Here is a 12,573-nt window from a genome sequence, read left to right as displayed (position 1 = left end):
AGAGTAAAGCGAGAGAGTAAATGAAAGGTTAACGCCCGCCCTCCTATCCCTGCTTTATGGCGATTTAGCGGCACTGCAAACGACTTATTAACCAATCTCGGCGAGACTGCCCGTTTAACAACAGCTGCGGCCCGTGAAGACGGGCCCACCCGCAGGAGCCAAGATGACCGCATCCGATATCGAGAACCGCCGCGCCCATCGCCGCGTAGAACTGGCCCGGGAGACCGAGATTGCCCATGACGGCGGCCGCCTGCACGCGCGTATCCTCAATATCTCGCTCGGCGGGGCCGGGCTGCAGATGGACATGCGCCTGCCCGACGCGACCGAAATTACGCTCGAGATCGAGAATGTCGGGATCATCCCCGCCCGCATCGTCCGCCAGATGGAGAACGGTGTCGGGGTGAAGTTTGCGTTTTCAGAAGAGAAGGAGCAGGCGCTGATCCAAAAGATTTCCGGCCTGCTGGCCAAGAAGCGCCGCGAACGCTTCCACGTGGTTAACTGACGTCAGCCGCCCTGCCGTCCGGCGTGAAGCATCTGTTTCGCGTCCTTATGGAACATTTCCGCCAGTTCATATTCCTTGCGCAGTTCCATGATTGATTTTTCCAGGTCCTCCGGCTTCAGCCCGCCATCCACCGAGAATGATGCAAGCGGCGTCGCCCCTGCGTTCGCCGCCAGATGGAACCCCTTGCGAACATAGGCTTCGCGGCGGTCCTTTACCCAAATTTCAAGAGCATCGACCTGCTCCTGCGTCACTTGAAACATTTCTATTCGTCCCCGGCGTTGATTCGTCATTTAACAGCAGATAGCAACTAACTATTAACCTTGTCTGGGTATAAAAGCCAGACGACAGGCCGTTACTGCCCCTGAAGTATGTGTGAAAAATGTTAATCTAGTCTTATCACGGACAAGACAGGGTTCGACCAAAGAGAGCTCCGCATGACAACAATGACGCCACAGGAAATTATGCAAATGCTTGCCGACCACGGACGGTGGCTCGCCGACTCCAAGAAAGGGGCACGCGCGAATTTCAAGCATGCCGATTTTACCGGGGCGAATTTTGCCGGGGCGAAACTCCAGAAATCCTGCCTCTCGGGCTGCAAGCTCTCGCGGACCATTTTCCGGGGCGCCAACCTGATTGCCGCCGATCTATACGCCGCGGACCTCACCAAGGCGGACATGCGCGACAGCCTGCTGATCCGGGCCGATTTGCGCGGCGCGGAGCTGAAGGGCGCGAAACTCAATGGCGCGAACCTGCAGGAAGCGGATTTTCGCGGCGGCTCCCTCATACTGTCCGGCGGCGAAACCGTCACCTTCCCCGCCAGTGACCTGTCCGATGCGGAAATGGAGGATGTGGTCGCGGAAAAAGCCAATCTCAACGGCGCCAACCTGTCCGGTGCGGCGCTCGGCAATGCGAACTTCGCCTATTCCCAGCTGCGCGGGGCCAATCTATCAAACGCGGACCTGCATGGCGCGGGCTTCATGGGCTCTAACATGGCGGGCTGCGACCTGACCGGCGCCGATCTTGCCGGGGCGGATCTCAGCAATGTTGACCTGTCCGGTGCCAAGGTCGAGGGCTGCAATTTCGACAATGTGAAACTCGACGGCGCGAAGCTGGAGAATGTCGACTTCTCCAAATCCAAGGCCGCCGCCGCACATCTGATTCCGGAGGAGGAATCCACCCCGCTCCCGCCGAACCTGCAGGGCATCCTCAAGAAGCATTTCCTCTGGGTCGAGACCAACGGCCTGAAAGGCGAGCGCGCCGACCTGTCGGGCATGGACCTGTCAGGCATGGACTTTACCGGCTGCGCCATGAGTGGCGCGACCATGAAGGGCGCCAACCTCAAGGGCACCATCATGCGCGGCTGCCAGACCGTGATGTCCGACATGTCGCAATGCATCATGGAGGATGTGGACCTGACCGACGCGATGATGGAGGGGGTCAACCTGTCCCGCTCCAACCTCAAGAACGCGCAAATGAAGGGCGCCATTCTCACCGCCGTGGACCTCAAAGGGCCCAAGGGGGAGCCCCTGGGCAAGAAATGGCCCGCCAACCTGTCAGCGGCGAGCTTTGTGGGCGCCAACCTCGAAGGCGCGAACATGACCGACGCCAACCTCATCGACGCCAATTTCAGGGGCGCAAAACTGAACGGGGCCATCTTTGACGGCGCCGACATGGAAGACGCCCGCTTCGACACAAAAGCCAGCGCCTAGCAACACCCCTTAAGGTCTAGTGAATTTTCTGGTCGCCGGTGCCGCTGTCGACTTCATAGACATGGACGAAATAGCCGGCCATCGGGTTGCGATCGAGATACTCGATCAGGTAGTCGCGGGCCGCCGTGGAGGCATCCGGGATTATATACTGCCAGAGCGGCTCCATCGGGCTGGTTTTCGTATCATGGTGCGGGATGCTGATCGAGCCGGCCCATTTCACGTTAAACCCGTTCAGGTAATTCTCCGCGTAATGACGAAAGACGGTGGCCTCGTCGATATTCACTCCGGCTTTATGTTCAAAACACAGGCGCAAATTCATCAATATCTCCGTCAGTTAAAGTCACAGCAGGCGCGATTACCCTATACTTAGTGATCGGGACGAAAAATGGAAGAGAGCAAATAGATCTGTCCGCCGCGGCGTTGGCATCCCCTAGGAGAATCGAACTCCTCTTTCCAGAATGAGAATCTGGCGTCCTAACCGATAGACGAAGGGGACGCAATGTAAGGGTACAGCCGCGGACCGGATGGTATCCCCTAGGAGAATCGAACTCCTCTTTCCAGAATGAAAATCTGGCGTCCTAACCGATAGACGAAGGGGACACGTATCCGGTCGCAGGGGCAGGATTTACCGATCTTCGCCCGACATATCAAGTAAAAAATTGGAATTTTTTCAAATTTTACCGTGGACAGGGTTATGCGAGGCGGTAGGCGTCCTCAATCAGCAACTGGGCCGAGACGTTTCCGCGCCAGTTATTCTTTCTCAGATGCCCGGCAATATGAAAACTGCCGCCGTTATGGCCCAGCAGGGCGTCCCCAAGCGGCGTTTCCAGTGCGCGGAAGCATATCCCCGTCAAACGCCCGCGACCGGCCGTCCCGGTGAGGATACAGCGCACATGATTTTCGCCGACAATGCTCGCCTGCACCAGCCGGACACGCGGTAATGCGAATCTCGGCTCTGGGTTTCCGGCTCCGTAAGGCCCCGCCTGCTCCAGCAGCGCCACAAGCTCCGGTGTTGCCCCCTCGATGGAGAGCGCGCCGTCAAGGCCGAGGCTGGCCGCCCTCGCCGCGTCGCTCACGTCCTTTGCCAGCCGCTCGTTCAGAAAGGCGCGAAAGGCGTCGATCTTGTCCGACGCAATGGTCAGCCCTGCCGCCATCAGATGGCCGCCGCCGGCGACGATAAGCTCCTTATGCCGCGCGGCCCCCACGGCGGCGCCCATATCCACACCGGGAATCGAGCGGCCGGAGCCCTTGCCCGTCCCGCCGTCCAGCGCGATCACGACCGCCGGGCGCTGATAGGTGTCCTTCAGGCGGCTGGCGACAATACCGATCACGCCGGGATGCCACCCCTCCCCGGCGACGACAATCACCGAATCATTCTTGAGACTGCTTTTCTCCACCATCAGCAGCGCCTCTGTCTGCACCTCGGCCTCGATCTCCTTGCGTTCCTTGTTATAGCGATCGAGATGCCCGGCCAGTTCCCGGCACTTATCCGGGCTGTCGCTGGACAGCAGTTCCGGGCCGTATTCAGGACGCCCGACCCGCCCCCCGGCATTGACCCGGGGGCCTAGCAGGAACCCCGCGTGATAGGTGCCCGGCGTCTCATCCAGCCCGGCCACATCGGCAAGTGCCGCGAGGCCCGCATTGCCCCGCCGCGCCATTACTTTCAGCCCTTGCGCGACAAAGGCGCGGTTAAGCCCGATCAGTGGCACCACGTCGCAGACCGTCCCCAGCGCTACCAGGTCGAGCCAATGGCGCGGATCCGGCTCCGGCCGGGCGTCGTTGTACCAGCCCGCGTTTCGGAGCGCGCGGTTGATCGCCACCACCAGCAGGAAGGTGACGCCGACAGCGGCAAGATAGGTAAATTGCTGGCTCTCGTCATGGCGCTTGGGATTGATGACGGCCACCGCCTCGGGCAGGCGCGTTTCGGCCTGGTGATGATCGACAACGATCACGTCCAGCCCGATCTCCCGGGCATGTTTCAACACGTCGAAGGAAACAATCCCGCAGTCGACGGTGATGACCAGGTCGATCCCCCGCCCTTTCAGCGTGTCCATCGCCGGTGCATTCGGGCCGTAGCCTTCCTTCATGCGGTCGGGGATATATATTTCAAGGGGTTGGCGAATCGCGTTAAAGAATCGCTTCAACAGACCGGAGGAAGTTGCGCCATCCACGTCATAGTCGCCAAAGACGGCGACCTTCTCCCCCGCCTGGATCGCCGCCGCAATGCGCGCCGCCCCCGCATCCATATCCTTGAAACTGGACGGATCGGGCAGCAGGTGGCGCAGCTGCGGCGTCAGGTACTGCTCCGCCTCCTCCAGCGGGACACCGCGCCCCGCCATCACCCGGCCGACAATTTCTGGCACGTCCAGCCGCTGGGAGATGGCAAGGCCGAGGCGTTCATTCTCGGACCGCAATCGCCAGCGCCGGGACGTCAGGGAATTTTCAACATCCAGAAAGGCCGGCGCGAAAGGCGCGTCCATGAATCAGTCCCCGTTATTTAGCTTTATGATCGCCCCGGATGTAGCGCACCGTGCCGGAGTAGGACCGCATCACGATGGTTTCCGTATAGACCCGGTCGCCCCGCTGGCGCACGCCGCGCAGCATGGAGCCGTCGGTTACGCCGGTTGCCGCAAAGATGACTTCCCCGGCAGCCAGTTCCTCAAGGTTATAGATCCGGTGCAGGTCGGTGATGCCCCATTTGGCGGCACGGGCCTTCTCGTCGTCATTGCGGAAGACCAGGCGACCCTGCATCTGTCCACCGATGCAACGAAGCGCCGCCGCGGCGAGAACGCCTTCCGGTGCGCCGCCGGTGCCGACATACATATCGATGCCCGTGTCGGGATTTGCAGTCGCCATCACGCCGGCCACGTCACCGTCGGAGATCAACTGGATACGCGCGCCCGTCTCGCGGATATCAGCGATAATTTCTGCATGGCGCGGCCGATCGAGGACGCAGGCCATGGTCTGATTGACCGGCACGCCCTTTGCCTCGGCAATTGCGCGGAGGTTTTCACCGGCTGACTTGTTGATATCGATGATCCCTTCGGGGTAGCCACCGCCGACGGCGATCTTTTCCATATAGGTATCCGGCGCGTTCAGGAAGTTCCCTTCCTCCGCGAACGCGATCACGGCCAGCGCGTTCGGTCCGCCTTTGGCGGTCAGGGTCGTGCCTTCCAGCGGGTCAAGCGCGATGTCGATCTTCGGGCCCTTGCCCGTGCCGACTTCCTCGCCGATATAGAGCATCGGCGCTTCGTCCCGCTCGCCCTCGCCGATGACGATCCGGCCTTCAATATTCAGGAGGTTGAGTGCGGTCCGCATCGCGTCCACGGCGGCCTGGTCGGCGGCCTTCTCATCGCCGAGGCCTACCAAATTACAGGCGGCGCGCGCGGCGGCTTCCGTCACACGGACGATTTCCAGGGTGAGATTTCTATCCAAATGCGAGGACTTAGTCATATTTCTTCTTCCATTACTCTTGGCGCGATCATCCTGTCACGCTCACTGCTACCCAACACCTATAGTGACACAATGCGAATCATACGCGGCTTTGCCACACTATGGGCGAATTTCTCTATTTTTCCAAGCGCCCGCACCAACGCCGCCTCCTGCACCTCATGGGTGACGAGGATGACGGAAACCGCCTCCTGCTTGGAGCGGCCGCGCTGAAGCAGGCTCTCGATGGAAATGTTTTCATCGCGGAATACCGCCGACACATCGGCAATCACGCCCGGCTTGTCATAGACGGTGAGACAGACGTAATAGGCCCCCACATGATCCTCGACCGGAACCGTCGGGATCTCCGTCATCTTCGAGACCGGAATGCCGAAAGTCGGGGTGTGGCGGCCAAGCGCGATATCAACGATATCAGCGACCACGGCGGAGGCCGTCGGCCCCTCGCCCGCACCGCGCCCGACATAGGACGTCTCGTCGACGAAATCGCCATCCACGACAACCGCGTTGAAGACGCCGTTCACATTGGCGATGGTGGTCTCATGCCGGACCATGCAGGGATGCACCCGCTGCTCGATCCCCTTCTCTGTCCGCCGGGCCACACCCAGAAGGCGGATACGGTAGCCAAGCTCACTCGCCGCAGTGATATCGGCGGCGGTGACGTTACGGATCCCCTCGATATAGACCTGTGCGAAGTCGACCGGGGTGCCGAAGGCGACGCTGGTCAGGATCGCGAGCTTATGCGCAGCATCGACGCCATCGATATCAAAACTGGGATCGGCCTCGGCATAGCCCAGGTCCTGCGCGTCCTTCAGGATGGCGTCAAACTCGCCGCCCGTCTCCTCCATCTCGGTGAGGATATAGTTGCAGGTGCCGTTCAGGATGCCGTAAACGCGGGAGATGGCATTGCCCGCCAGCCCTTCGCGCAGCGCCTTGATGATCGGGATGCCGCCGGCGACTGCCGCTTCATAGGCGAGCTGGGCATTATGTTCCTCGGCGAGTTTCGCAAGCGCGTTGCCATGCTCGGCCAGCAGGGCCTTGTTCGCGGTGACCACCGGCTTGCCGTTCAAAAGGGATTTCACGCAGAGGTCCTTGGCGATGCCATCGCTTCCGCCGATCAGTTCCAGCACGATATCCACATTCGGATCGTCGGCGAGCGCGCGGGCATCATCATACCATGTCAGCCCGTCCAGCGAGACGCCGCGGTCTTTGGTTTTATCGCGTCCGGAAACGGCGGTGACTGTCAGATGCGCCCCGGAGCGCGCCTCCAGCAGGTCGCCATGCTCCTTGATGATCTTCAACACACCCGCGCCGACAGTGCCGAGCCCGGCGATACCAATTCTTACATTTGTACTCACGATCAGGACGCCTCTTTTCTGGCGAGATGCTGATCTGCATTCGCCATGAATTTCTTGATGTTGCGGCTCGCCTGGCGAATCCGCTGCTCATTCTCAACCATGGCGACACGGACAAAGCCGTCCCCATGTTCCCCAAAGCCAAGGCCGGGGGCGACTGCAACTTTCGCTTCCTGCAGCAGGAGTTTCGAAAATTCGAGGCTGCCCAGATGCGTGAAGGGTTCCGGGATTGGCGCCCAGGCGAACATGGTCGCCTCCGGGGACGGCACCTCCCATCCCGCCGCGGCAAAGCCGGAGATCAGCACGTCGCGCCGGTGCTTGTAAAGCTGCCGGAAATCCTCAACACAGTCCTGCGGGCCGTTGAGGGCTGCCGTCGCCGCCACCTGGATCGGGGTGAAGGCGCCGTAATCGAGATAGGACTTGATACGGGCCAGCGCGCCGACCAGCCGTTTGTTACCGGTCGCGAATCCCATGCGCCAGCCCGGCATGGAATAGGTCTTGCTGAGCGAGGTAAACTCGACCGCGATATCGCGCGCGCCCTCCACCTGCAGGATCGACGGCGGCTTGACGTCGCCGAAGTAAATCTCCGCATAGGCCAGGTCGGACAGGATGTACATCCCGTGCTCCTTGGCGAATTTCACGACTTCCTTGTAGAACTCCAGATCCACCGTCATTGCCGTCGGGTTCGACGGGAAATTGAGGATCAGGCAGGTCGGCGTCGGGATGCAGTGCCGCACCGCGCGCTCCAGCGCAGCAAAGAAGTCAATTCCCGGCCCGACCTCGAAATGACGGACAACGGCCCCGGCGATGATGAAGCCATAGGGGTGAATCGGGTAGCTCGGGTTCGGCGACAGAATGACATCGCCCGGCGTAGTGATCGCCATGGCGAGGTTGGCCAGCCCCTCTTTCGAGCCAAGTGTCGCAATGGTTTCCGTCTCCGGGTCGATCTCGACATCGAAGCGGCGCTTATAATAGGCGGCGTTGGCGCGGCGCAGCCCGGGAATGCCCCGGCTGGTCGAATAGCGATGGGTGCGGCCGTCGCGCACTGTTTCCACCAGCTTTTCAACGATATGCGGCGGCGTTGGGCTGTCGGGATTGCCCATACCGAGATCGATGATGTCTTCTCCGGCCGCTCGCGCCTTTGCTTTCATTCGATTCACTTCTTCGAATACATATGGCGGCAAGCGTTTTATTCGGTGGAAATCCGGATCCATCAGCCTTTTCCTGTTACATTAATAAAGCGGTTCCCGGCGCGCATTTCGGGCGTTCCGGGAGCCTGGGGTTATTCCTACGCGGGTATTTAAACGACTTTTCGTTAATTTAGAAGAAAGATTTCCGCGCGGCGGTTCTTTGCTTCGGCACTCGGCATCGGCTCATTGATCAGGGGTTCCGCATCGCTGACGGATTCGACCAAAAGATTGGACGGTTCAACCCCCGCCTCGATAAAATACTCCGCAATCTTCGATGCCCGCAGTTGCGAGACATTGAGATTGACGATCATGTGCCGCGCTTCGGGCATGTCCCGCGTCCGGCTGGAGGCGTGGCCGACGATCTTCAGCGTGCCGCCGGTCGCCTTCTGGGTGCGGGCGATGCGGTCGAGCTTGGCCCTGTCCGCCGCGCTGATGCGGTGAGAGCCTTGCGCGAAGTAAATGGTTTCGATCGGCCTTGACCCGTCGGAGGCGGCATAATTCTGGATGACGCGCCCGCCCTCATTGGCCGGCGGATTAAGGGTCAGCGAATTGCCGGAAGAGGAGGAAGAGGACGCGGCCGTTGCTGCCGGGGCCGATGCCTCGGTTGACGCCGTTGACGCCGTATTGGAGGCGCCGCTCGCGCTTATGGTATCCGGCAGGCGGGTTGCGTTCTGGGCCGCAAGCTGCTGCTCATAGACACTGGCGACGGCCGGCTTTGGCGTGGTCTCGCCGCTAATCACCTGGTCGCGCATGGGCGCTGCCGTCGGGGTCTCGTCGGTTGCGGCCGCTGCAACTTCGGGTGCGGGCAGCGGTGTTTCCGTCACTTTTTCCTGGGCCACGGCGGCAACGGCAGGGGCCGCCGCTTCGGTGGTTTTGTCCTCGACAACCTCGGTTACGGTCTCGGTCACTGTTTCAGAACCGTCCGCTTTCACCGTTTCGGTCACCTCGGTGACGGTTTCCGTCTTTACTTCCTCGACCACCGGTTTTGGGGGCGCCGCCAGCGGCGGCTGCAACGACGTATCGGCACGGAGGGTCTCATCGGTATAGCGGGCCTTGTCGCGATCGGCGCGCAGCCCTTCCTCGATCTCCTTGGCCTCCGCCAGCGAGGCAACCGTTTCCGGCTTCTCCGGTACCTTGTTCAGGTTCGGATATTCCGCCGCCTCCTGCTCGTCGGTATTGTCGGTGGAACAGGCGGTCCCTGCCAACAAGCCCAGCAGAAGGACCCCGCACAGCAAGAGGCGAGAGGCGCGTAAAAGGCGATTTTCGAATACGTGTGGCGTCATGGTCATCAAGATGTCCGTCCTGCCTGTCCCCGCTTTGACCCGAGGCCCGCATTGAGATTGGCAAGTTTTTGATATACTCTTAAAAAAACAACGCTATCATTAAACATAAGAGGGAGAAATTCGCAATGTTTTCTGACGATTTCAGGGCTATCGGGGAATTTTATTCAGCCTGAAATCTGTCGGTCATCACAGACGAGAGCAACTCAGGGAGAATATGTCAGCATGTCGAACAAGGAGCCGCTCGAAAGCAGCCAGGAAGCCTTAGAGGCGTCCAAGGAATTCGCAGAGAATTTCGCAAAAATTGCCGCGCAGAGCCAGGAGCTCGTCACCGAATTTCTGAACAACCAGCAAAAAACCCATATCGATCCCGACCCGGGAACCGTCGGCAAGACCTTCATGGAGCTGATGAACAAGATGATGGCCGATCCGGGCAAGATCATCGAGGCGCAGGCCGCGCTGTGGAAGAACTACATGGATCTCTGGCAGAGTGCCGCGTTGCGGGCCAGCGGGCAAGAAGCAGGGCCACTGGTGACGCCGGAATCGGGTGACAAACGCTTCAAGTCCGAGGAATGGAGCCAGAACCAGATTTTTGACTATATCAAGCAGTCCTACCTGATGACCGCCAACTGGATCCAGGAAACGGTTGCCGATGTCGATGGGCTGGACAAGCAGACAAAGCAGAAGGCGGAGTTTTATACCAAGCTCTATACGGACGCGATGTCACCGTCGAACTTCTTCTGGTCCAACCCGGATGTCCTGAAGAAAACCGTGGAAAGCAAGGGCGAGAACCTGGTGCACGGGCTGGAGAACATGCTCGACGATCTCAAGCGCACGAAAGGGCAGCTGATCCCGAAGATGACGGACGAATCCGCCTTCGAGGTCGGGCGCAATATCGCGGTGACGCCCGGCAAGGTGATTTTCGAGAACGACCTGATGCAGCTCCTCCAGTATGCGCCGACCACGAAAGAGGTGTATAAGCGGCCGCTGCTGATCACGCCGCCCTGGATCAATAAATTCTATATTCTCGACCTGAAGGCAGAGAACTCCTTCATCAAATGGTGCACCGAGCAGGGCTACACGGTCTTTGTCATCTCCTGGGTCAACCCGGACGAGCGGCATGTGGACAAGACGTTCGAGAGTTACATGTCCGAAGGCGTTCTTGCCGCGCTCGACGCGATCGAGGCTTCTATCGGTGAGCGGGAAGTCACCACCATAGGCTATTGCATTGGCGGGACGCTGATGGCGTCGACGATGGCTTATCTCGCCGCTATCGGGGAGCAAGACCGGATCAAGGCGACCACCTTCTTTGCCGCCCAGCTCGACTTCGAGGAAGCGGGCGACCTGCTCGTCTTCACCGACGAGGATCATATCAAGCTGGTCGAAAGCAAGATGAAGGGTGGCTATCTGGAGGGCAAGGAGATGGCCAACACCTTCAACCTGCTGCGCTCCAACGACCTGATCTGGTCCTTCGTGATCAATAACTACCTGCTCGGCAAGTCGCCCTTCCCGTTCGACCTGCTGTACTGGAACACCGACGCGACCAACATGCCGCAAAAGATGCACAGCTTCTATCTGCGCAATATGTACCAGAAGAACCTGCTGCAGCAGCCGGGCGCCCTCACCCTTGGCGGCCAGCCCATCGACCTGTCGAAGATCAAGACGCCGATCTTTATCCAGGCGAGCAAGGAAGACCATATTGCGCCGTTCAAATCGGTGTTCAAGAATACCAAGATGTTCAGCGGCCCGACGGAGCTGATGCTGGCGGGCTCCGGGCATATCGCCGGGGTTATCAATCACCCGGATGCGAAGAAGTACCAGCACTGGACCAACACAAAGAAGAAGAAATACGACACGGCGGAGGAGTGGTTCGCCGACGCGACGGAGCATCCCGGCTCCTGGTGGCCGTACTGGGACAAGTGGCTGTCGAAGAAATCAGGCCCGAAAGTACCGGCGCGCGATCCGGCGAAGGGCAAGCTGAAGCCGATCGAGGATGCGCCGGGCAGCTATGTGAAGGTCAAGGCCAAGCCCTATAGTGAAGACAACGGCGGCGGCAGCAAGTAGCTGGCCACCGCCGTCATCCAGGGGGGTTAGTTAACCCGGAGGTCTTCAGGCAGGAAGAAGAGACTGTCCGTATCCTCCATCGCCATGTGGCATTCATAGCAGAATTTCATCATGTCCGATCCCTTGCCGTTGGTGACACCGGCCACGGAGCCGTCAGGCATGATCATGGTGTATTTCCAGTCGCCGCTCGCCTTGTTGAAGCCGGCGGCCATCTTCTCCATCAGGAAAAGCGGCCCGACGGTGGCATAACCATCGGTCTGGACGACGAAGCTGTCCTTTGCCAGGACAGAGCCTACCGGCATCCGGCCGACTTCCTCATAACGGCCATAGGCTTCCTCAGCGACACTGTTGGCATAGTTCATGACATGCCGCCCGCCATGGGTGGCAGACGCATATGGCGCGATTGAGAAGGCTTTCCAGTCGAGATACTGCGCTGCCACCGGCAAGCCGGAACTGGCATAGGCCGCCGTCATGTCCGCGTTCAGGCAGTTATAGGCGGCTGTGGCCTCAGCAGGTTCCAGTTCCACATCTGAAATCGCGACAGCAGCACCACAGGGATTGCACGGGTTGCAGGGGTTGCTGGCGGCACACGGATTTTTCGCGGCACAGGGATTACAGGGGTTACAGGCTTTCTTGGCCGCACATGGATTACACGGATTGCAGGCTTTCTTCGCGGCGCAAGGATTACAAAGGGCAGCCTTTTGTACGGAGGGCACAACGCATTCTGATGTGGCGGCTTTCGCCCCGCACGGATTGCAGGGGTTGCAGGCATTAGCCGGCTTCTTCGCTGCACATGGGTTGCAAGGATTGCAAGCGTTGGCTGGCTTCTTCGCAGCGCAAGGGTTGCAGGCGTTGGCGGGCTTCTTCGCGGCGCAGGGGTTACAGGCCGCTGCCGCTGGTTTGACCGTCATGGCAGTGATCGGCACAGCCACCGCCGCGACAGCGACAACGCCGCCCACACCGATCAGGGCTGCCACGAAGGTGGATGACAGAAGTTTCGAATTTAGTGCGGACATATACTTTTCT

Annotated in this window: 11 protein-coding genes and 2 tRNA genes; 3 read left to right on the top strand and 10 right to left on the bottom strand. The window is 59.9% G+C overall.

The window, feature by feature from the left end:
* Positions 1-163: 163 nt before the first annotated feature.
* Positions 164-502, top strand: a complete 339-nt coding sequence (locus tag J0X12_RS12685) for a PilZ domain-containing protein (RefSeq protein ID WP_207046309.1) — start codon at positions 164-166, stop codon at positions 500-502.
* Positions 503-504: 2 nt separating this feature from the next.
* Here J0X12_RS12685 and J0X12_RS12680 read toward each other — a convergent pair whose 3' ends face one another.
* Positions 505-762 (bottom strand): hypothetical protein, encoded by a 258-nt coding sequence (locus tag J0X12_RS12680; protein ID WP_207046307.1) that lies wholly within the window; start codon positions 760-762, stop codon positions 505-507.
* Between the two features lie 174 nt (positions 763-936).
* Between J0X12_RS12680 and J0X12_RS12675 the strand changes: the two genes are divergently transcribed.
* Positions 937-2,211, top strand: a complete 1,275-nt coding sequence (locus J0X12_RS12675) for a pentapeptide repeat-containing protein (RefSeq protein WP_207046305.1) — start codon at positions 937-939, stop codon at positions 2,209-2,211.
* Positions 2,212-2,227: 16 nt separating this feature from the next.
* On the opposite strand, the gene J0X12_RS12670 is transcribed toward J0X12_RS12675, so the two are convergent.
* The 8 genes from J0X12_RS12670 to J0X12_RS12635 form a co-directional block, all read right to left on the bottom strand.
* Positions 2,228-2,530 (bottom strand): hypothetical protein, encoded by a 303-nt coding sequence (locus J0X12_RS12670; RefSeq protein ID WP_207046303.1) that lies wholly within the window; start codon positions 2,528-2,530, stop codon positions 2,228-2,230.
* A 102-nt stretch (positions 2,531-2,632) separates the two neighbouring features.
* A tRNA-Glu gene (locus tag J0X12_RS12665) sits at positions 2,633-2,707 on the bottom strand.
* A 29-nt stretch (positions 2,708-2,736) separates the two neighbouring features.
* A tRNA-Glu gene (locus J0X12_RS12660) sits at positions 2,737-2,811 on the bottom strand.
* A gap of 92 nt (positions 2,812-2,903) precedes the next feature.
* Positions 2,904-4,691, bottom strand: a complete 1,788-nt coding sequence (gene recJ / locus J0X12_RS12655) for a single-stranded-DNA-specific exonuclease RecJ (protein WP_207046301.1) — start codon at positions 4,689-4,691, stop codon at positions 2,904-2,906.
* A 13-nt stretch (positions 4,692-4,704) separates the two neighbouring features.
* Positions 4,705-5,664 (bottom strand): class II fructose-bisphosphatase, encoded by a 960-nt coding sequence (glpX, locus tag J0X12_RS12650; protein WP_288900767.1) that lies wholly within the window; start codon positions 5,662-5,664, stop codon positions 4,705-4,707.
* A gap of 59 nt (positions 5,665-5,723) precedes the next feature.
* Positions 5,724-7,016: a homoserine dehydrogenase gene (locus J0X12_RS12645; protein WP_207046299.1), complete on the bottom strand. Its 1,293-nt coding sequence runs from the start codon at positions 7,014-7,016 to the stop codon at positions 5,724-5,726.
* A gap of 2 nt (positions 7,017-7,018) precedes the next feature.
* The gene (locus J0X12_RS12640) at positions 7,019-8,227 is read right to left on the bottom strand and encodes an LL-diaminopimelate aminotransferase (protein ID WP_207046298.1); all 1,209 of its coding nucleotides are present in this window, start codon (positions 8,225-8,227) and stop codon (positions 7,019-7,021) included.
* A gap of 101 nt (positions 8,228-8,328) precedes the next feature.
* Positions 8,329-9,492, bottom strand: coding sequence for an OmpA family protein (locus J0X12_RS12635; protein ID WP_207046296.1), 1,164 nt, complete (start codon positions 9,490-9,492; stop codon positions 8,329-8,331).
* Between the two features lie 216 nt (positions 9,493-9,708).
* Here J0X12_RS12635 and phaC point away from each other — a divergent pair, with 216 nt between their 5' ends.
* The gene (gene phaC / locus J0X12_RS12630; RefSeq protein WP_207046293.1) at positions 9,709-11,547 is read left to right on the top strand and encodes a class I poly(R)-hydroxyalkanoic acid synthase; all 1,839 of its coding nucleotides are present in this window, start codon (positions 9,709-9,711) and stop codon (positions 11,545-11,547) included.
* Positions 11,548-11,573: 26 nt separating this feature from the next.
* On the opposite strand, the gene J0X12_RS12625 is transcribed toward phaC, so the two are convergent.
* Complete coding sequence (locus tag J0X12_RS12625) at positions 11,574-12,563, bottom strand: cytochrome P460 family protein (RefSeq protein WP_207046291.1); 990 nt, start codon at positions 12,561-12,563, stop codon at positions 11,574-11,576.
* Positions 12,564-12,573 lie beyond the last annotated feature (10 nt).

The organism is Sneathiella sedimenti (assembly GCF_017313765.1).
Classification (GTDB): domain Bacteria; phylum Pseudomonadota; class Alphaproteobacteria; order Sneathiellales; family Sneathiellaceae; genus Sneathiella; species Sneathiella sedimenti.
The sequence above is the reverse complement of the archived record's forward strand: the minus strand, read 5'-3'. Positions and strand labels throughout refer to the sequence as shown.